The following is a 19645-nucleotide window of genomic DNA, read 5'->3' as shown; positions in this document are numbered from 1 at the left end:
CCACTCGGCAGACGCAGGATTCTACAAACTTAGGTAGCTGATTACCAATAACACCAAGCCTTGAAGATGACCCAAAACAAAAAAGGCGCCCTGAGGGCGCCTTTTTCGACCACCTTACAACCTTAATCGATAAGCGTATCAATAAGGTCGATCATGAACTCTGTCTGCTCATCTTCCATTCGATCCCAACCATCCAGCCCCATGCTTTTGAGGACTTCTCGGCCTTTGAGATCTTCTTCCATGTTCAGCAGGCGCTCCGTGAGAAGCTCTATATGCTCTTGCATACGCGGACCGGCAACCAGCGTATGATGGACTACACTGATCTGACTATCGACAAGCGACTTGGTTTTACTGCGAACCAACTCGGACAACTCATCGTAACCGGCCTTAAGGAAAAAGCCGACGTCCGCCTGACCGTTCAGCAGCGCCTTAGCTACGAGAACATAATTATCATACTCACGGAAGGTGACATTGCTTTTATCCAGATCCGCGGATTCAAGCATAATCATACCCATGATATGAACATCCGGATCGGCAGTCGTCGCTACCGTGATGCCGGGCTGAAGATCTTCGACCGCATTGCGCCCATCATCCTTACGAACGGCAATTACCGTCTCATCTGCACGATTGCGGGGGCGCACCAGTACCTTGAACCCAAGTTCACGCACAAGCATGGAAGCATCGTATGGATTTGCATAGATCAGATCGATCTTGCCACTACGAATATCTTCACGCTGCTCTTCGAAGCTGTCATAAAGCTCCAAGTGAACGCCGGTACCCAGCTGACGCTGCAACCAGGTATTGAAAATGAACCATCCCGATAGATGAGCTGGCGGAAAGTCAGGGCTCACCGATAAATTTAATGTCATCGCAGTACCTCAGCTATCGCAACGTCTCATAAAGAGCTTCGCTCTCCTTGATCTTGCTGCGAGATGGTTTGCGGCGCACAGAGGTGTATCCGACCAATTCACCATTGCGAATATTGGGGATGACGGTCGCTTTAACCCAGTAGTATGCACCGTCCTTGCGCAAATTCTTCACATAACCCTGCCACTTTTTACCCTGAGCCACCGTATCCCAGAGGTCCTTGAACGCGACAGCCGGCATATCCGGGTGCCGCAAAATGTAGTGATTCACGCCGAGCAACTCTTCACGGGAATAGCCAGACATCTCTACAAAGGCACGATTGGCATGAGTGATAATGCCACTGGGATCCGTACGGGAGACGATCAACTTGCCATCGGGATAAGGGACTTCTCGGTCAACGATCTTGGCCAGCCGCTCTGTGCCGTCAAAGTACTTGATCAGCACCTCTTGAACTGAACCTGTATCATTTTCGGACATAATAACTCCAAACCGGAAAAGAAGCGTGCACTCGACTAACCGATGCTAATGCACGCCAGTGCATGTGATCGATTTAGAGAATCTTGCCGATTGCGTCGGCCGCACGCTTCACGTCCAGGAAAATAAGACCCAGACGAGCATTTGTTTTAGCGACCACGGTCAGTACAGATTCCTGGTTAGCATGGGTCATCAGGATATAACCATTCTTACCCTTCACCAGGACCTGCTCCAACTCACCACGCGCAAGCTCTTGAGAGGTGCGTTCACCCAGCGACAACATTGCCGCACTCATAGCACCCACCCGGTCTTCATCCATACCAGCCGGCAGGAGCGCATCAATCACCAGACCATCTGTAGAAATCACTGCGGACGCTTCGATTTCAGCAGAGGTACCGTTGAGATCGTTAAGAATAGAAGTCAACATTTCTGAGCGCATGGTAGTCTCCTTTTAGGCCATTAGCGCTGGTTGTAATTCTGCATAAAACGGACAACCCGTTTTATCAGTAATCCAGATAACGTCGGATCAGAACCGACATCAAATCAACAAAAGGTTGCCGGTTCAGATGAGGCATCCCTTCCAGAATCAGGAGGAACTTCTGCTCCCCTACATGCAGGGTCCAAAAACCCAATTCACTTTGACCAACTGCATCGATCAATGCCCAGGATGAGCCATCAATACCCAGATGACGTCCCAGCAATGCCTGATGACGCTCATGCATGGACACCAAATCAGCGGCCATACCTGCAATAGCCTCAGCTTCTTCATCTTCGAAGCCTGACTGCCCCAGACAGAAACCCTGATCATCAGCCAGCAACACTCGGCCATCAGCAAGACTCGGCAGCAGCTTCGGCAGCAGCTCCTCAATTGTCCCTGCAGCGATCGTTTCCGGGGCTTCCGGAAGATCAATAAAGCCATGTTGCACAGCCTTATCCAGAAGCGTCTCCGCTTCAGCCTCCGGCAGACCTGTCAGTTTTTGCAATAACGAGCCGAGATACGGAATATGCGTATCAGCACTCAGCAGCTGCAACAGCAGCGCCCGCAGCGTTTCCGGCTCGGTATTCAGGGTTGCATAGTACGCCCCACTAGGCGTGACCTGAAAATACCGCGGGGTATCATTTTGCTCTTGATTCACGGTTAAACTCCGAAAGATCCATGGTGTGATACACACGTTTCCGGTCAGGGACAGAACAGACCGATGGCGTCCGCTGCCACAAAGAACGAGAACACAAAACGCTGAGGCACACCCAACATAGACGCAATATTCTGTGCTGACAGGCGCTGACTCTGCCACAACTCAGCAATACTCCTTGCATGCGGAGTTTCAAGCAAGCGCTCGAAATCGGGCATTTCGTCCAGCAGTTTTGGCTGTTCTGCAGAGAGCGTATCAGGCACACGGCCACGCGATGTAAACAGCGCCAATTGCCAAAGCAATTCATCAGCCGCAACTTTACGACCCTGAGGCAGCTCAGCCTCCGCACTGCGCTCCTGCAACGATATCTCATCGAAACCAAAGCGAGTACGGGTCAGCTGCAACAACAGGTCAGCATCAATTCCAACAAGAAACACTTTCTCGGCAGGCAAATAGAAAAACGCTCCTGGCACCCCCAACACCTGTTGCACGTTACCAGTCTCATCTCCTTGACGCACACATCGCTGCACCCAAGGCAAAAGCAGTCCGTCCAGACTGAAGTAGGCACGGCGACGCTCATGAGGCGAGTCAAGATTTACGTCCGGCAAACTGCCGCAACACTGCTGGATCATTTCAGCGGAGAGTTTAGGCGTTTGAATCTTCTCTTCAGGCTCAACAAAAGGCTCTGGAGCAGGCTTGGGAGGACGTGAGGCCTGCTGCTTTTGCAACTCGTGCTGAGCTTCCAGAATCAGGCTATTCAGTTCGTTCCGCTCAAGACTGAAACGACTCCGCAGCGCTTCACCCTCTCGTTGCGCACTGTCGCCTTTCCAGGCGGAAAGCGCTTCACTGCTGCGTTGTTTGCGAGCCTGCCATTCTGCAAAAACTTCCTCTCGAGCTTTTTCCTGCTCGCTAACTGCCACAGCCACTCCACTGGCGACCGAAGCAGAATCAAGCCTGCCCCGCAGCTTTGCCAACGCATCCTGAAGCGCACCCAGAGTCAGAGGTCGACGAATTGTCACACTGGCATTCGAAGCCAAATGCTCTGTAGACTGATCAACAACCGCTATAACCGGAAGCTTCTGGTCGCCAAGCAACTTTTCAATCTGGGAGTGATCTTCCTTCTCGCTACAGCCCACAATCAGTGCATCTGCCTGACTGGAATCAGAGAGAGCAAAACCCTCGCCCTTGTTACCCTTAAAGAATATCTCCAGCATTGCCGCTTCATTAGCTGCAAAACCGACGATTCCAATTGAGTGCTTACCACCGACCGACATATTTATATCCTTCTACAGGCGGTACTCAGTGTAATTTCTGCCTGGAAAACTGCATACAACGGCCATTACTCAGCACTGCGTGCTCAAGCGGCAGCTCCGCCAGTCGCGACAAGTCACGTGTATCAACAGCCTTATTCATGATGATCCGATAATCACTCTGCAACAGAGGCCCAGATTGCTGGATAAGACGATTTACCAAAAACTGACCGCGACCACGCAGCACCAGCAAAAGATCGATCAAGGCACCCGTCAGTTGCTCGTTGTCCGCACACTGAATAGCAAGATATACGCGGCGAATGTGATTTCGCAGAATACGGGGGCGGGCAGCAACCAGGCGTGTCAAGTAACGCAGGGCAACTGTTGGCTGAGCACCAACGTAGATCAGACGCTTGTCAGCTTGCAAATTGAACATGATCTGCAACTTGGAAAGTTGAAGATCCGCTTTCACCATGCGCCCATCCTGTGCGACTTCAGCCGGACTGTCTGCTGAACTCATCAAGGCTACCTCCTGCCTGAGATAATGTATTCACTTGTTATACGTAGCTTTTAAACGGAATTCAAACACAGGTAATTGAAAGTTGACCGGTATCAACTGCAACCAGCACTTGAAAACCAGCAGAATAATTCTTACCGCTATCCGGTAGCGACCAGAGCCCACATTCAGAAATGGACAAACCTGTCACTTCGATCTGATTAAACAACAGGTTACACAACATCTAAAGATCACACCACATATCGTTTATGCCAGATGTGGTAGAAAATTTCGATCACAAAAAACAAACTCCAAAAGCGTCTCTGACTCATAACAAACAGATGTTTAATCTGCTCGCCATTAAAATGTGTCAAGGGATACAACACCCCAAAATGATGCGGTAATCCTCCCCTTTTTAGCTGATGCCAAAAGTAGAGGCTAAGCCACTTTTAGTGGTGGCTGGCCACCATTGGCTTTGTGCGGCCGCTCATGATTGTAAAACCAGAGCCACTGCGTTGCATAATCCTGAACGTCCTCCAGTGTTTCGAATAGATGCTTACTGACCCAGCTGTAGCGGAGCGTTCGATTGTGACGCTCGATGTAAGCGTTCTGTTGAGGCTTGCCGGGTTGAATATACTCAATCCGGATGTCATGTTTACGAGCCCAGTTGGTGAATTCGTGACTGATGAATTCTGGGCCGTTGTCACAGCGAATGTGCGATGGTTTTCCCCTCCACTCAATCAACTGAGACAGGGTGCGTATCACTCGCATGGATGGCAGAGAGAAGCCTGCTTCTATTGCCAGTCCTTCTCGCCGGTAGTCATCGATCACATTGAGCAGCCGGTAGCTTCTGCCATCCGACAGCTGATCGTGCATGAAGTCGATCGACCACACCTGGTTGCGTCGCAGGGGCTGTTTCAACGGCTCCGGCTTATGGCGCTTTAGGCGCCGCCGAGGCCGTATGCGCAGATTCAATGCAAGTTCACAGTAGATACGGTATACGCGCTTATGGTTCCAGCCGAAGCCTTTCACATTACGCAGGTAGTCAAAGCAAATACCAAAGCCCCAGTCTGAATCCTGTTCAGTCAGGCGGATCAACCAATCTGCAATCTCAGCATTCTCCGATGACAGCTTGGGTTGGTACCGGTAGCAGGATTCGCTGATACCAAAGGCAGCACAGGCAAGCCGGATACTGACGCCACGGGAAGCAACATAGGTCTGTGCCATCTCCTTGCGCCGAGACGGCTTCACCACTTTTTTTGCAGTGCTTCCTGGACGATCTCGGCCTTCAGCCGCTCTTCAGCATACATTTTCTTCAGGCGGCGGTTTTCATCTTCAAGCTCTTTCAGCCGAGCCATCAACGAAGCATCCATGCCGCCGTATTTCGCCCGCCACTTATAAAATGTGGCGCTGCTCATCCCATGTTCACGACATAGTTCGGGAACTGGGGTACCTGCTTCCGCTTGTTTCAGTATCGCCATGATCTGGCTGTCGGTGTATCGGGACTTCTTCATGCAGAACCTCCTGCGTATACATTACGAGAAAATTCTACTTTTGAGCACTGCTACTTTTCGGGGGGATTACCATGCTCATTAGGAGTTAATGTATAGAGTCTCTTTAAGCGTCTGCCAAGTTTTACACTATAAGCAATGTCAAAATTGTAAAAGCAACGCTCATGTAACGTGCAACCCCTTGTAACCCGTAAGGTTAAGTGTCTAATACTTTGGTCAGGTAATTGTGTCGACAATCTTAACTTTGCGACGCCCTTCCGCTAGAATTCGCTCGCCAATCACCATTCGATACCTAGTCGATACGCCGTCGGTGGGGGTATACCACTCCGGCGTCCGGCGGTGAAAACAGATGAGGGCCATATCGTGCTTGAAGCTTATCGTAAACATGTAGAAGAACGCGCTGCTGAAGGCATCCCGCCGAAGCCGCTTGATCCTGAACAGACATCCGCTCTGGTCGAACTGCTGAAGAACCCGCCTGCCGGCGAAGAAGAGTTCCTGGTCGACCTGATCACCAACCGCGTTCCCGCGGGTGTGGACCAGGCAGCTTACGTCAAGGCTGGATTCCTGGCAGCTATCGCCAAAGGTGAAGCCTCCTCTCCCCTGATCGACAAGGTGAAGGCCGTTGAACTGCTTGGCACCATGCTGGGCGGCTACAACATCGCACCGCTGATCGAGTGCCTGGACATCGAAGAACTGGCTCCGACTGCAGCCAAGGCTCTGTCCCACACTCTGTTGATGTTTGACGCTTTCCATGACGTTCAGGAAAAGGCAGAAGCTGGTAACGCTCATGCCAAGCAGGTTATGCAGTCCTGGGCTGAGGGCGAGTGGTTCACCTCCAAGCCTGAACTGGCTGAAAAGATCACCGTTACCGTATTCAAGGTACCGGGCGAAACCAACACTGACGACCTGTCTCCGGCTCCGGACGCCTGGTCACGTCCTGATATCCCGCTGCATGCCAACGCCATGCTGAAGATGGAACGTGAAGGCATCAACCCGGAAGAGCCCGGCGTCAAAGGCCCGCTGGCACAGATCGAAGAAGTTAAAGCCAAGGGCTTCCCTGTTGCTTATGTAGGTGACGTTGTTGGTACCGGCTCTTCCCGTAAGTCCGCAACCAACTCTGTTCTGTGGTTCTTCGGTGACGACATCCCGTACGTACCGAACAAGCGTGCCGGTGGCTACTGCTTCGGCGGCAAGATCGCTCCGATCTTCTACAACACCATGGAAGATGCCGGTGCTCTGCCGATCGAAATGCCGGTTGACGACCTGAACATGGGCGATGTCATCGACGTTTACCCGTACGAAGGCAAGGTATGCAAGCACGGTACTGATGAAGTGATCTGCACCTTCGGTCTGAAGACTCAGGTTCTGATCGACGAAGTCCGCGCTGGCGGCCGTATCCCGCTGATCATCGGCCGCGGTCTGACCGAGAAGGCTCGTGAAGCACTGGGCATGGGTCCGTCTGACCTGTTCCGCAAGCCAGAGCAGCCTGCAGACACTGGCAAGGGTTACACCCTGGCACAGAAAATGGTTGGCAAGGCCTGCGGCATGGACGGCGTACGTCCGGGCATGTACTGCGAGCCGAAGATGACCACTGTCGGCTCTCAGGACACTACCGGCCCGATGACTCGTGACGAGCTGAAAGACCTGGCGTGCCTTGGCTTCTCTGCCGACCTGACCATGCAGTCTTTCTGCCACACCGCTGCTTATCCGAAGCCGGTTGACGTTAATACGCACCACACTCTGCCGGACTTCATCATGAACCGCGGCGGTGTTTCCCTGCGTCCGGGCGATGGGGTAATCCACTCCTGGTTGAACCGCATGCTGCTGCCAGACACCGTGGGTACCGGTGGTGACTCCCACACCCGTTTCCCGCTGGGCATCTCCTTCCCGGCCGGTTCTGGTCTGGTAGCGTTTGCTGCGGCCACCGGCGTTATGCCGCTGGATATGCCGGAATCCGTTCTGGTACGTTTCAAAGGCAAGCGCAACCCCGGCATCACCCTGCGTGATCTGGTACACGCCATTCCTTACTACGCGATCAAGCAGGGCCTGCTGACCGTAGAAAAGGCGGGTAAGAAGAACGCATTCTCCGGTCGTGTACTGGAAATCGAAGGTCTTGAAGACCTGACTGTCGAGCAGGCATTTGAACTGTCCGACGCATCTGCAGAGCGTTCAGCTGCCGGTTGCACCATCACCCTGTCTGAAGACTCTGTTGCCGAGTACCTGCGCTCCAACATCGTTATGCTGAAGTGGATGATCGCTGAAGGCTACGGCGATGTTCGCACCATCGAGCGTCGTATCAAGGGCATGGAAGAGTGGCTGGCCAACCCGAGCCTGATGCGCGCTGACGCTGACGCTGAATACGCTGAAGTCATCGAGATCGATCTGTCCGAAATCAAGGAGCCGATCCTGTGTGCTCCGAACGATCCGGACGACGCTCGCCTGCTGTCTGAAGTACAGGGCGCCAACATCGATGAAGTGTTCATCGGCTCCTGCATGACCAACATCGGCCATTTCCGTGCCGCTGGTAAGCTGCTGGAAGCTTCAGGCAAGTCGATCCCGACTCGCATGTGGATCGCTCCGCCGACCAAGATGGACGCTGCCCAGCTGACTGAAGAAGGCTTCTACAACGTGTTCGGCAAGGCCGGCGCACGCATGGAGATGCCGGGCTGCTCCCTGTGCATGGGCAACCAGGCACGTGTAGCTGCCAAGTCGACTGTAGTCTCCACTTCTACCCGTAACTTCCCGAACCGTCTGGGTGACGGCGCGGACGTCTACCTGGCGTCTGCCGAGCTCGCGGCTGTTGCGGCACTGGAAGGCAAACTGCCGACCGTCGAAGAGTACATGGCATACGCGAGCAAGATCGACAGCATGGCTGGCGAAATCTACCGCTACCTGAACTTCGACCAGATGGACACCTACGTCGCCAAGGCATCCTCTGTTATCCCGACAGTTGAAGCCTGATACTGACAGGACACCCTTGTCCTTGCAGTAAATACCAAACCCCGCTTCGGCGGGGTTTTTGTTTACCTGCGTGGCATCGGCTCAGCCCGCACAAGCTGATATACTGATGGTCATATCCGAAAAGAACAGCGCATACAGGTCAAGCACCATGAAAACACCAACTCCCGACCAGCCACTGACACAGGAACAGGAGACCGCTCAAACCAAGAACGGCTATCTGGCACTGGTTTCACGCCTGCTGCTCGAGGAAAAGCTCCCAATTCGTTTCATGTACAAGACAGTACCCGAACATCTCAACGACACCGGATGGCGCATGTTTACCGGTTATGAAACCGAAGAGTTTCTCGAAAACGAGCTGGTCAACATGATGCCGATCCCGCTGGAGCGCATCTGCCAGCTTGATCCATCTCTGACTGAACTTGTTGAATATAATGCAGGCACCGTATGGGAACGCACTCCCGACTCAGAGGGCTGGGAACGCGTTTATGATTTTCGGATTCCTGCCCCGAGGGTTGAAGTCGACATTACCAATGACGTCGACCGTTTCAGCCAGCAACGCGAAGGCAGCTAAAAGCTCACTCTGCCGGCATCATTCGCATGCCGGCTTTTCGCCCTCTTCCGAAAAATATTCACTCTGATAACGCCAGACCTTAACCTGATCCGACCAGTAATCCGGTGACAACCCCGCCTTCCGCTTGAGTGCGCGCAAAAACAGCTCAGGCACAGGCAAGCCCTCCCAGACGACGGGCAAGAACGTGGCTCGATTTCGCCCTGCCTGCAACAACACACCGTCCCGATCCCGCACCAGTTGCTTTAACAAGTCTTTTTCAGTCTCAAAACGCATCTCCACCAACGGCGACAGTATGGAAACCGCAACCTGAATCGGCTCGTCAGTCTTTAACGGAGGAAAACGATAGTCATGCAATGCCGCACCACAGGCATTGTGAAGCAGATCATGCGCCAGAGGACGCGTGGCCTGCAGTGAACCTATACAACCTCTCAGCTCTCCCTGGCTGTCCAGCGTGACAAAACAGGCTCTGCTGGTCCTCAGAAAGTCTGCAAACTGATTAATATCCGGCAACGCAACACTGCCATGCTCAACGGCTTCACACACCCCCTTGCGCGCCAGAGACAGAATCGCTGCCTGCTGCTCCGGTGAAAATTCAATAACAGACATAAGCTCCGTACCCCACTACCTGCTCCCTGGTTCCTGCCGTATCGCCTGAAGTCATTCTGCTCAGACAATTAATCGACAACTGGTGATGCCGCGCTGCCAGCAAAAGGCCATTCAACGCGTAGCACCCGCATGCCTGCTCTGATTCCAAATGAGGGTCCGCGCGACAAATCATCTTGCTGGTCATTTCATCCAGCCGTTGAGCATCCTCCCAAGGGTGATAGTGACTCAGATCACTGCTGATCAGAACGAGCGAGGCATTGTCTTGCCAGCAATACTCGATCAACGCTGCAACATCAGCCGCACTCTCAGGCCCAACAAGAATCGGCACCAGCGGCAGACCGGGAGCCAATAGCTGAATAAAGGGCAACTGCACCTCAAGAGAATGCTCAGGGAGGTGGACATCCGGACGAATCGACAGTGAAAAGTGCTTACGAAGTTCCGCAATAAATTCACGATCCAAATGCGTTATCGCCAGAGGCGTTTTCCAATCGGCTTCATCCGGAACCGCCATGCCAACCAGAGGCACTCGGTGATTCGGCCCCAATAGCACGATTCGCTTCCACTCCTGACCCAACTGGCTTGCCTGCAGCAGCCGATAGGCCGCCGCAGCCACAGGTCCGGAATAAACAAGTCCGGCATGAGGTACAACAAGCGCGCGGGGCCTTCTTGGCAGCGTGGGAGGCTCTGGCGCATCCTCGAGCATACTGATCACCAGATGTTGAAGTGCAGTTTTATCAGCGGGATAAAACAGACCTGCAACGGCTGCAGGCCTCAACATACCACTCATGACCGATCTCCAGCTTCTGCTATGCTTATCAGTATAGAGGCCGATCAGAATTTTGATCATGAATACTGACCATAGCAGCAGTACGCGTTACTGGCACGCGCTGGAAAATGGCAAACTCCAGTGCGACCTGTGCCCGCGCTTTTGCAAGCTGAATGACGGACAACGCGGCCTCTGTTTTGTCCGCGGCCGAGTCGGAAACGAAATACGTCTGTTGAGCTATGGACTGTCCAGTGGCTTTTGCATCGACCCTATCGAAAAAAAACCGCTCAACCACTTCCTGCCGGGTACGCCCGTTCTGTCATTTGGCACTGCCGGCTGCAACCTTGCATGCCGCTTTTGCCAGAACTGGGATATTAGCCGCTCGCGTTACACGGAGAGCCTATGCGACAGCGCCTCGCCGGAACAACTGGTACGCACCGCAGTTGCCCACGACTGCCGCAGCATCGCTTTTACGTACAATGACCCGGTAATTTTTCACGAGTATGCCATTGATGTTGCCAAGGCATGCCATCAGCATGGCTTGAACAGCGTAGCCGTGAGTGCCGGGTATGTTTGCCCGGCGCCACGCGAGGAATTTTACCGCCACATGGACGCTGCCAATATCGATCTGAAAGCGTTTAGCGAGCGGTTTTATAAGAATATATGTGGCGGTCACCTTGCTCCGGTACTGGAAACACTGGAATACATTTACCACCAAACGAACACGTGGCTTGAGATCACCACACTGCTGATACCGGATGAAAACGACACAGATCGAGAGATTGCACAACTGTCACGCTGGATCGGAGAACATCTCAGCGATGAGGTACCTGTGCACTTTACGGCTTTTCACCCGGACTGGAAAATGATGAACCACCGTCCAACACCTCTGGATACACTTCAGCGAGCCCGAATGATTGCCCGAGAAGAAGGGCTGAAATACGTCTACACAGGAAACCTGCCGGACCCCGAGGGCAATACAACTTACTGCCCTGAATGCAACTCGCCCCTGATCAAACGCTCCGGGTACATGATTCTTGACTGGGCACTGACCCCACAGGGGAAATGTGGTCACTGCGGACATAGGATTCCGGGATACTTTGAACCGACACCCGGGCACTGGGGCTCAAGACGCCTGCCCGTGAACATCAGTCGCCAGTGACGCTCCATTCCCGGAGCAACTCGGCAAAGCGCTCAGGATCTCGTTCGGCTCTGACGCTGTGAAAGAGTTTCTCTGCCTGCGGATAATGACGCTGCATCATTCTTAGCCACTGCTTCGTGCGACCGTTGACATGCTTGGCTTCCAGTCGTGCAGCTACCATCTCGTGATAAAGCCTTATCAGCTCAAGAGTCCTATCCCAGGTACTCAATGCATCCAACTGACCCTGGCCGGTCTGTATGGCGTTGGCGAGAAAAGGGTTGGCAATGAGACCACGACCGATCATGACATCATTGCAGCCGCTAACCGCACGGCAGCGATGGTAATCATCAACCGTCCAGATATCGCCGTTGGCTATCACAGGAATCGAAACTGACTCTCGTATACGGGCGATCCATTCCCAATGTGCTGGCGGCTTATAACCTTCAACCTTGGTACGCGCATGAACCGTCAACCGCACAGCACCCGCCGCTTCAAGCGCCTGCGCATTCTCGATCGCAAGTGACTTGTCCTGAAAACCCAGGCGCATTTTGGCACTGAGCGGCACCCTGGACGACAGGGCTCGACTCACACCGAGCGTAATGTCATGGACCTCTTCCGGGTCCTTTAGCAGTATTGCGCCACCTCGACTCTTGTTGACGGTCTTGGCAGGGCAGCCAAAGTTCAGATCAATACCGGGCGCACCCATTTCAACAGCACGTACAGCATTCTCTCCCATGGCAACAGGGTCATTACCAAGCAACTGCACCAGCACCGGCGTACCCGTGGGAGTGCGACTCCCTCTGCTTAATTCAGGCGCAAGCCGCTGGAATACGGACTCAGGCAGCAACTGATCCGTTACTCGAATGAACTCGGTAACACACACATCAATGCCGGATATTCGCGTCAAAATGTCGCGCAGAGAGTGATCAAGGACACCCTCCATCGGAGCAAGGTAGATTTTCATCGACTGTAATTTCGGTATGACAAAGGCCACTCAGAACGAGTGGCCGGCCGGAGGCAAATCAACCGCGCAAGGCATCCAAACCGCGCTGCAGGTCGGCTTTGATATCATCCAGTGACTCTAGACCCACCGAGAAGCGAATCAGCCCCTCACGGATACCCGCCGCCTCACGCTCTTCCGCACTCATTCGACCATGAGTTGTCGTGGCAGGATGAGTAATAGTTGACTTTACGTCGCCCAGGTTACCGGTGATCGATACCATGCGTGTAGCATCAATAAAGCGCCAGGCTTCCTCACGCTCACCTTCAACTTCAAATGCCAGGACACCACCAAAAGCCGACTGCTGCTTGCAGGCAAGTTCATATTGGGGATGATCAGGCAGACCTGAATAATAAACCTTGCGAATACCGGGCTGCTGCTGCAGCCAGGTTGCTACAGCCAATGCACTCTCACTATGAGCACGCATGCGCAACGGCAGGGTTTCCAGACCTTTGAGGAATACCCAGGCGTTGAATGGGCTCAGACATGAACCACCGGTCCTGATAAGTCCGAAAACCTCTTCCATCTCTTTGTTACGCCCGACAAGCACGCCACCGACACAGCGCCCCTGGCCATCGAGGTACTTGGTTGCCGAGTGCATGACAATATCGGCCCCTAGTGCCAACGGTCGCTGCAACACTGGCGTCAGGAAACAGTTATCGACACACAACAACGCATTATTGCGGTGCGCAATCTCTGCGACCGCTCCGATATCCGTCAACTCGGCCAAGGGATTGGACGGCGTTTCCATGAAGAACAGACGCGTCTTGGGAGTCACCGCTGCTTCCCAGGCCGCCAGATCTGTAGGATCGACAAAGGTGGTTTCAATGCCGGCACGACTCAAATACTTGGTGAACAGCGATACTGTGGAACCAAATACACTGAGTGAACAGACTACATGATCACCATGCTGAAGCAGCGCAAGACCGAGATTCAGGATGGCCGCCATGCCAGAAGACGTGGCAACGGCACGCTCCCCCCCTTCCAGGGCGGCAATGCGCTCCTCAAATGCCTGGACGGTCGGATTGGTAAAGCGAGAGTAGATGTTGCCATCCTCTTCACCCACAAATCGCGCCGCCGCTTCACGGGCACTTGAAAAGACAAAACTGGAGGTCGCGAAGATGGCATCAGAATGCTCACCCTCAGCGGTTCTACTCTGGCCGGCACGCACCGACAGTGTATCGATGTCGTACCCTTCTGCTGCGTCAAACTGAATCCGCTGAGCACGTTCGTAGCTGGACTGACTCATGAACTACCTCAGTCGATTTTATTATGCAGATCAGCGGATTCATTGCCGTCTTCCGCTGCGTTGTCAGCGGCAGCCTTAGCGCCATCATTGCGCTTGGCATCAATTCGCTCAAGATAGTCCGCATCAACGGTTCCGGTCACATAATTACCGTCGAAGACACAGGTATCGAATTCCTTGATATCGGGGTTAAAACAGCTTACTGATGCCTTGAGGTCATCAAGATCCTGATACAGCATCCAGTCACAGCCGATGTACTCACCGACTTCATCAGCCGTACGCCCATGGGCAATCAACTCGCTTGCAGACGGCATGTCTATACCGTATACGTTGGGGTAACGTACTTCCGGCGCTGCTGACGCAAAATAGACCTTGCGTGCACCAGCATCACGAGCCATCTGGACAATCTGCTTGGAGGTCGTGCCACGTACGATTGAGTCATCAACCAGCATCACTACCTTGTCACGGAATTCGGCCTGAATCGGGTTCAGCTTCTGACGCACTGATTTCTTGCGCAGCGTCTGGCCCGGCATGATGAAGGTACGGCCAATGTAGCGATTCTTGATGAAGCCTTCACGGAAAGTCACCCCAAGTGCATTGGCCATCTCCAGCGCTGCAGTCCTGCTGGTATCCGGAATGGGGATGATCACATCAATATCATGCTCCGGCATTTCACGTTTGACCTTCTCGGCCAGCTTCACACCCATTTCCATTCGGGAATGATGTACGGAAACACCATCAATGATGGAGTCAGGACGGGCCAGGTAAACATATTCGAACAGACAGGGAGCAATTTTGCTGGTTGCCGCACACTGACGCGTGGACACCCGTCCTTGAGTATCGATAAAGATCGCTTCCCCCGGAACCAGGTCACGCACCAGCTCGAAGCCGGAAGTGTCCAGTGCAACGCTTTCAGACGCCACCATGTATTCTTCCTCTCCCTGATCCGACACGCGCTTGCCATAAACAAGCGGACGAATACCGCAGGGGTCACGGAAAGCAACAATGCCATAACCGGTGATAATAGCCACAACCGCGTAACCACCCTGACAACGGCGATGAACTTTCTCAACGGCCTGGAAAATGTCATCCGCTTCAGGGGTCAGTTTTCCAATCTGCTGCAATTCGTGAGCAAAGATGTTCAGCAGCACTTCGGAGTCAGACGTCGTATTGATATGACGCAGGTCTGAGCGGAAAATCTCATCCGCCAGCTGGTCGGCGTTGGTCAGGTTACCGTTATGCGCCAATGCAATGCCGTATGGGGAGTTTACGTAAAACGGCTGTGCTTCTGCAGAGCTGGAACTGCCCGCTGTCGGGTAACGGACATGACCAATACCCATGTTACCGTTCAGCTTTTTCATATGACGGGTGCGGAACACCTCGTTGACCAAGCCGTTGTCCTTGCGCAGATAGAACCGGTTGCCCTCACAGGTGACCATGCCGGCCGCATCCTGGCCACGGTGCTGCAGCACCGTCAACGCATCAAAAATAGTCTGGTTTACATAGGACTTGGCAACAATGCCCACGATACCGCACATTCAATCCACCTCAGAAGGATGTCACTAAAAGAGTGGCGCCAAGCTTCGAGCTCAGCGTCCGATATTCCAGATCATTTGCCCGACGTCACTGGCCACCTGCCGCGTCCAGCCTTCAAGCAATACAAAATGGGGAATCAGCTGAGATTCCAGCCACCAACGGTCCTGAACCGCAGGCGTCATGCCCAGCAGGGCGACAATTACAACAATCACAAGCCCACCGCGAACGGCACCAAACCCCATACCCAACACGCGGTCGGAATTGGTAAGCCCGGTGGCATTGATCAGCGCGGAAAACAGGGCACCGACGAGGGCACCGGCGATCAGCGTAATTATAAATAGAATAGCAAAGGCCGATACCAGGCGCAGGGATGGCGTCTGGATATAGGACTCAAGTAAAACGGTTAATGATGGCGAGAACAGACGCGCCAATACGAAGGCGGACACCCAGGTCACAAGAGATATAGCTTCCCGAACAAAGCCTCGTTTGAGACTCATCAGGCTAGAAATCGCTATGATGGCAAGAATGGTCCAATCAGCCCAGTTCATTGTCGTTCGCCAGTATCGAAAACAGCGCGCATTCTAACAGAGCCCAAGTGGCAACCCAATGGTGAATTCACTGCGTTGTAAATCGCACGATCATACCCTCAAGGGAGTAGTCACGTTTCAGACGCATCTGCAGCTGTTCAAGGCGACTGCGTTGCAGGTCTGGACCAACAAATACCCGCACCATACCGGGACTGTGGCGTATGTAAACCTTATAGCCTGCTTCAACAAGCTCCTTCCTGAGCGAGCGCGCATTGGCCTCATCTCGAAAGCTGGCCAACTGCAATGTCCACGCCACCGGCACCTGCTGCTCATCCAGAACCGGAGTATCGTTAGTTGCGTCGATACTGGGCTGCGACTGTGCGATGGCCGGACGCAAGGCCGGCGATGGCACCTTAACCACTGCCGGAGCGGCAGGGTCGGCGGGCGCAGCCGTATCAGGCAGCGCCCGCTGAGATGGTTCGATATCGACAAGAGCAGGCATCTCGGGCGCTGGAGGAATACGATCCTGCAGATGACGCTCGCGATAGCCACTCCCATCCAGCAGTAACGGTAACAGAATAACAGCTGACACGATGACAGCCGCCGCACCTACCAACCGTTTTTTCTGCTGCTCGGTCATCATCAGCAACCAACTCCAGTTTTCATTGCAAGGGCTTCCGTAACCGTAAAGAAAGACCCCGCAATCACAACGCGGCCCTCAGGCATATCCTGTTGCAGCGCTTCGACCACGGTTTTGACATTCGCACCAGGATGAACGGTATCAGCTGACACACCCGCCTCACTCAAGGCTGCGACGAGCACACCGGAATCAGTGCCACGCGGGACCGCCAGGCTCACGGGGTACCATTGATCGACAGCAGGCTTCAGCACATCAATGACCGCCGGAATATCCTTGTCGGCCAGCATGCCGAATACCAGGTGTACCGGCTCGTTTGACGTTTGGCACAGGCGATCGGCCAGATAGGCTGCTGCTTCGGGGTTGTGTGCGACATCCAGTATGACCGGCAACTCACCTATACAGGTGTGCTGCATACGCCCCGTCAAGCTGGCATGGGCCAAGCCCTCCCTGATCGAGACCTCACTGATGCTGACAGGAAGGAACTGTAGGATCTGCAACACCAGTGCTGCATTAGCCAACGGAAGCATGGGTACTGGGAGCTGCTCAAAATGGCAGGCATCACCATCAGCCGAGACTCCATCCCAGCACCAGCCATCGCCCTGCTGCTGATAATGATAGTCGATGCCATTACGGCACAGGGTTGCACCAATTGCCTTCGCGTGCTCGATCAGTCGTTCCGGGGCTTCAGGATCTCCACAGAGCGCGGGTTTTGCAGAGCGAAAGATCCCCGCCTTCTCAAAGCCGATCGATTCCCGATCCGGCCCCAGCCAGTCGGTGTGATCCAGTGCCACCGTAGTTACGACAGCGATGTCAGCATCAACAATGTTAACCGCATCCAGACGACCACCAAGCCCTACTTCCAGTAATGCCACATCAACCTGCTGCTGACTGAATACCAGCAGAGCGGCCAAAGTACCATACTCGAAATAGGTCAGTGGCGTATCACCTCTGGCCTTCTCGATTGACGCAAAAACCTCGCACAACACTGCATCCGAAACCGGCTCGCCATTGATGGCGATACGCTCGTTGTAGTGCAAGAAGTGCGGCGAGGTATACATGCCGGTACTCAACCCCTGCTGTAGCAGAATGGCGTTGAGCATCGCAAGCGTCGACCCCTTGCCATTGGTTCCACCCACCACAATGCGGGTAGTGTTCGACAGGTCAATGGGCAGACGTGAAGCCACATTCGACAAACGCGCCAGCCCCAGCTCTATTTCGCTGGGGTGACAAGCCTCAATATGACTGAGCCACCCATCAAGCGTCACCGGATAGGTTTCGCTCATTCTTTATCAGCGTCCACAGCTTCAGACTGGGACTGATCAGTCGCCTGATCCGCTGATTGCGCAGCTACATCAGCCGCCTGATGGGTCAGCTTGCGCAGAATATCAGCCAGACGAGTCGGCAAGTCATTACGGCTAATGATCATGTCAACCTGACCATGCTCAAGCAGGAACTCACTACGCTGGAAGCCTTCAGGCAACTTTTCACGAACGGTCTGCTCAATAACACGCGGACCCGCAAAGCCAATCAGCGCATTGGGTTCAGCAACATTCAAGTCACCCAACATTGCCAGCGAAGCTGACACGCCTCCGTAAACGGGATCGGTCAGTACGGAGATGTATGGGATGCCCGCCTGCTTCAGTTTCTCCAGCGCCGCACTGGTTTTAGCCATCTGCATCAATGAAATCAGCGCTTCCTGCATACGCGCACCACCTGAAGCAGCAAAACAGATCAGTGGAATACGCTCTTCCAGTGCAACACGCGCTGCCCGAACGAAACGCTCACCCACTACAGCCCCCATGGACCCACCCATGAAGTTGAACTCGAAGGCTACTGCGACCACAGGAAGTCCCTGCAAGTTGCCACGCATCGCAATCAGCGCGTCTTTCTCACCGGTTTGCTTCTGCGCAGCACTCAGACGGTCCTTGTATTTTTTTGAATCGCGGAACTTGAGGCGATCCACAGGGGCAACTTCAGCAGCCAGTTCCTGACGCCCGTCCTCATCCAGAAACAGCTCAAGGCGACGACGCGCATTCAGGCGCATGTGATGATCGCACTTTGGACAAACGTTGAGGTTCTTCTCAAGCTCAGGCCGATAGAGGATGGAATCGCACTTGGGGCACTTCTTCCACAAACCTTCAGGGATGTTGGTGCGTTTCTTCTCACTGCGCACCAGAGAAGGTACGATTTTTTCCAGCCAGTTACTCATGTTTCACATTCCTGTTGACGCCCGCTTCAACGATGGAAGCGGCCTAATGGAAATCACATACTCTAATTCAAGTTGCTTTAAGACTGCTTAACCGCAGCCATAAAAGCGTAGATTCTTTCGGCGTCCTTGCGTCCCGGCCCGGCTTCAACACCACCCGAAACATCGACCGCATAGGGCGATACTTGAGCAATCGCCTGAGCCACATTCCCGGGATTCAGGCCTCCCGCCAGAATCACTCGTGGCGCCAGTTCCGCAGGAATAAGCGCCCAATCGAACACTTCACCTGTACCGCCAGGCACACCGGGACGGTAAGCATCCAACAAGACCCCCCTCGCAGTGGGGTACAGCGCTACCTGTTCCTTCACATCCAGGCCGGGGCGCACCCTGAACGCCTTGATGTATGGACGCTTGAATCCACGACAGAAGCTTTCAGGCTCATCGCCATGAAACTGGATCAGATCCAGACCGGTTTCATTCAACACCCGTTCCACTTCATCCCCGGAAGCATTCACGAACAGCCCCACAGTGGTGATAAAGGCCGGTAGCTGCCGAATGATGTCTGCTGCCACCTCCGGCGACACATAACGCGGACTTGGTTCATAGAACACAAACCCCAACGCACTGGCGCCTGCTTCAACTGCACACAGCGCATCACCAAGACTGGTAATGCCGCAAATTTTCACCCGTGTAGTCATGCTGCCTCTCGAAAAG

The 19645-nt window shown here is 53.8% G+C and carries 20 protein-coding genes; 3 read left to right on the top strand and 17 right to left on the bottom strand.

Going from position 1 to position 19645, the window contains the following annotated elements; all coding sequences use genetic code 11:
• Positions 1-122: 122 nt before the first annotated feature.
• From LN244_RS07515 to LN244_RS07485, 7 genes are all read right to left on the bottom strand, one after another.
• A complete protein-coding gene (locus LN244_RS07515) occupies positions 123-869 on the bottom strand; it encodes a phosphate/phosphite/phosphonate ABC transporter substrate-binding protein (protein WP_239042223.1) in 747 nt (248 codons plus the stop codon).
• A gap of 13 nt (positions 870-882) precedes the next feature.
• Entirely contained in the window at positions 883-1344 is a 462-nt protein-coding gene (locus tag LN244_RS07510; RefSeq protein ID WP_239042222.1) for a PAS domain-containing protein, read from the bottom strand.
• A gap of 73 nt (positions 1345-1417) precedes the next feature.
• Positions 1418-1780, bottom strand: coding sequence for a roadblock/LC7 domain-containing protein (locus LN244_RS07505; RefSeq protein ID WP_181738152.1), 363 nt, complete (start codon positions 1778-1780; stop codon positions 1418-1420).
• 64 nt (positions 1781-1844) lie between these two features.
• The gene (locus tag LN244_RS07500; protein ID WP_239042221.1) at positions 1845-2477 is read right to left on the bottom strand and encodes a hypothetical protein; all 633 of its coding nucleotides are present in this window, start codon (positions 2475-2477) and stop codon (positions 1845-1847) included.
• A 44-nt stretch (positions 2478-2521) separates the two neighbouring features.
• Positions 2522-3748: a hypothetical protein gene (locus LN244_RS07495; protein WP_239042220.1), complete on the bottom strand. Its 1227-nt coding sequence runs from the start codon at positions 3746-3748 to the stop codon at positions 2522-2524.
• Between the two features lie 25 nt (positions 3749-3773).
• The gene (locus LN244_RS07490) at positions 3774-4244 is read right to left on the bottom strand and encodes a hypothetical protein (protein WP_239042219.1); all 471 of its coding nucleotides are present in this window, start codon (positions 4242-4244) and stop codon (positions 3774-3776) included.
• Between the two features lie 414 nt (positions 4245-4658).
• Positions 4659-5734, bottom strand: a protein-coding gene (locus LN244_RS07485) for an IS3 family transposase (RefSeq protein ID WP_239039826.1) whose coding sequence is annotated in 2 segments (ribosomal slippage) — positions 4659-5485 and positions 5485-5734 — 1077 coding nt in all. Because the reading frame shifts where the segments join, the coding sequence is not laid out codon by codon here.
• A gap of 360 nt (positions 5735-6094) precedes the next feature.
• Here LN244_RS07485 and acnB point away from each other — a divergent pair.
• Positions 6095-8692, top strand: coding sequence for a bifunctional aconitate hydratase 2/2-methylisocitrate dehydratase (gene acnB, locus LN244_RS07480; protein ID WP_239042381.1), 2598 nt, complete (start codon positions 6095-6097; stop codon positions 8690-8692).
• Between the two features lie 148 nt (positions 8693-8840).
• On the top strand, positions 8841-9263 hold the full coding sequence (locus LN244_RS07475) for an immunity protein Imm33 domain-containing protein (RefSeq protein WP_239042218.1): 423 nt from the start codon (positions 8841-8843) through the stop codon (positions 9261-9263).
• A gap of 18 nt (positions 9264-9281) precedes the next feature.
• On the opposite strand, the gene amrA is transcribed toward LN244_RS07475, so the two are convergent.
• Both amrA and amrB read right to left on the bottom strand, forming a co-directional pair.
• Positions 9282-9869, bottom strand: coding sequence for an AmmeMemoRadiSam system protein A (gene amrA, locus LN244_RS07470; RefSeq protein WP_239042217.1), 588 nt, complete (start codon positions 9867-9869; stop codon positions 9282-9284).
• A complete protein-coding gene (gene amrB / locus LN244_RS07465; protein WP_239042216.1) occupies positions 9856-10656 on the bottom strand; it encodes an AmmeMemoRadiSam system protein B in 801 nt (266 codons plus the stop codon). Before amrB ends, amrA begins: the two co-directional genes overlap by 14 nt.
• A gap of 58 nt (positions 10657-10714) precedes the next feature.
• Between amrB and amrS the strand changes: the two genes are divergently transcribed.
• On the top strand, positions 10715-11797 hold the full coding sequence (gene amrS, locus LN244_RS07460) for an AmmeMemoRadiSam system radical SAM enzyme (protein WP_239042215.1): 1083 nt from the start codon (positions 10715-10717) through the stop codon (positions 11795-11797).
• On the opposite strand, the gene LN244_RS07455 is transcribed toward amrS, so the two are convergent.
• The 8 genes from LN244_RS07455 to LN244_RS07420 all read right to left on the bottom strand — a co-directional run bounded on the left by LN244_RS07455 (position 11784) and on the right by LN244_RS07420 (position 19629).
• Positions 11784-12740: a tRNA dihydrouridine synthase gene (locus tag LN244_RS07455; RefSeq protein ID WP_239042214.1), complete on the bottom strand. Its 957-nt coding sequence runs from the start codon at positions 12738-12740 to the stop codon at positions 11784-11786. The genes amrS and LN244_RS07455 overlap by 14 nt on opposite strands.
• A 58-nt stretch (positions 12741-12798) precedes the next feature.
• On the bottom strand, positions 12799-14025 hold the full coding sequence (locus tag LN244_RS07450; protein WP_239042213.1) for an O-succinylhomoserine sulfhydrylase: 1227 nt from the start codon (positions 14023-14025) through the stop codon (positions 12799-12801).
• A gap of 8 nt (positions 14026-14033) precedes the next feature.
• The gene (gene purF / locus LN244_RS07445; RefSeq protein ID WP_239042212.1) at positions 14034-15560 is read right to left on the bottom strand and encodes an amidophosphoribosyltransferase; all 1527 of its coding nucleotides are present in this window, start codon (positions 15558-15560) and stop codon (positions 14034-14036) included.
• Positions 15561-15611: 51 nt separating this feature from the next.
• Entirely contained in the window at positions 15612-16106 is a 495-nt protein-coding gene (locus tag LN244_RS07440) for a CvpA family protein (protein ID WP_239042211.1), read from the bottom strand.
• A 67-nt stretch (positions 16107-16173) separates the two neighbouring features.
• On the bottom strand, positions 16174-16728 hold the full coding sequence (locus LN244_RS07435; RefSeq protein ID WP_239042210.1) for an SPOR domain-containing protein: 555 nt from the start codon (positions 16726-16728) through the stop codon (positions 16174-16176).
• Positions 16728-18008 carry a bifunctional tetrahydrofolate synthase/dihydrofolate synthase gene (gene folC / locus LN244_RS07430; protein ID WP_239042209.1) on the bottom strand — a complete coding sequence of 427 codons (1281 nt, stop codon included), beginning with the start codon at positions 18006-18008 and terminating at the stop codon, positions 16728-16730. The genes LN244_RS07435 and folC overlap by 1 nt, the downstream gene beginning before the upstream one ends.
• Complete coding sequence (accD, locus tag LN244_RS07425) at positions 18005-18934, bottom strand: acetyl-CoA carboxylase, carboxyltransferase subunit beta (RefSeq protein WP_239042208.1); 930 nt, start codon at positions 18932-18934, stop codon at positions 18005-18007. Before accD ends, folC begins: the two co-directional genes overlap by 4 nt.
• Before the next feature lie 77 nt (positions 18935-19011).
• Positions 19012-19629: a phosphoribosylanthranilate isomerase gene (locus LN244_RS07420; protein ID WP_239042207.1), complete on the bottom strand. Its 618-nt coding sequence runs from the start codon at positions 19627-19629 to the stop codon at positions 19012-19014.
• Positions 19630-19645 lie beyond the last annotated feature (16 nt).

It is taken from the genome of Marinobacterium sediminicola, assembly GCF_022343685.1.
In the GTDB taxonomy this organism is placed as follows: Bacteria; Pseudomonadota; Gammaproteobacteria; order Pseudomonadales; family Balneatricaceae; genus Marinobacterium; species Marinobacterium sediminicola.
Note: the sequence above shows the minus strand (reverse complement) of the source record. Positions and strands in the feature narration are given on the sequence as shown.

Bases quoted from the DNA above. Each gene is read 5' to 3' on its own strand.
- LN244_RS07490 (WP_239042219.1), bottom strand. From the start codon at position 4,244: ATGAGTTCAGCAGACAGTCCGGCTGAAGTCGCACAGGATGGGCGCATG.
- LN244_RS07420 (WP_239042207.1), bottom strand. From the start codon at position 19,629: ATGACTACACGGGTGAAAATTTGCGGCATTACCAGTCTTGGTGATGCG.
- amrB (WP_239042216.1), bottom strand. From the start codon at position 10,656: ATGAGTGGTATGTTGAGGCCTGCAGCCGTTGCAGGTCTGTTTTATCCC.
- LN244_RS07450 (WP_239042213.1), bottom strand. From the start codon at position 14,025: ATGAGTCAGTCCAGCTACGAACGTGCTCAGCGGATTCAGTTTGACGCA.
- accD (WP_239042208.1), bottom strand. From the start codon at position 18,934: ATGAGTAACTGGCTGGAAAAAATCGTACCTTCTCTGGTGCGCAGTGAG.
- LN244_RS07495 (WP_239042220.1), bottom strand. From the start codon at position 3,748: ATGTCGGTCGGTGGTAAGCACTCAATTGGAATCGTCGGTTTTGCAGCT.
- folC (WP_239042209.1), bottom strand. From the start codon at position 18,008: ATGAGCGAAACCTATCCGGTGACGCTTGATGGGTGGCTCAGTCATATT.
- purF (WP_239042212.1), bottom strand. From the start codon at position 15,560: ATGTGCGGTATCGTGGGCATTGTTGCCAAGTCCTATGTAAACCAGACT.
- LN244_RS07440 (WP_239042211.1), bottom strand. From the start codon at position 16,106: ATGAACTGGGCTGATTGGACCATTCTTGCCATCATAGCGATTTCTAGC.
- amrS (WP_239042215.1), top strand. From the start codon at position 10,715: ATGAATACTGACCATAGCAGCAGTACGCGTTACTGGCACGCGCTGGAA.
- amrA (WP_239042217.1), bottom strand. From the start codon at position 9,869: ATGTCTGTTATTGAATTTTCACCGGAGCAGCAGGCAGCGATTCTGTCT.
- LN244_RS07475 (WP_239042218.1), top strand. From the start codon at position 8,841: ATGAAAACACCAACTCCCGACCAGCCACTGACACAGGAACAGGAGACC.
- LN244_RS07435 (WP_239042210.1), bottom strand. From the start codon at position 16,728: ATGATGACCGAGCAGCAGAAAAAACGGTTGGTAGGTGCGGCGGCTGTC.
- LN244_RS07515 (WP_239042223.1), bottom strand. From the start codon at position 869: ATGACATTAAATTTATCGGTGAGCCCTGACTTTCCGCCAGCTCATCTA.
- LN244_RS07505 (WP_181738152.1), bottom strand. From the start codon at position 1,780: ATGCGCTCAGAAATGTTGACTTCTATTCTTAACGATCTCAACGGTACC.
- LN244_RS07455 (WP_239042214.1), bottom strand. From the start codon at position 12,740: ATGAAAATCTACCTTGCTCCGATGGAGGGTGTCCTTGATCACTCTCTG.
- LN244_RS07510 (WP_239042222.1), bottom strand. From the start codon at position 1,344: ATGTCCGAAAATGATACAGGTTCAGTTCAAGAGGTGCTGATCAAGTAC.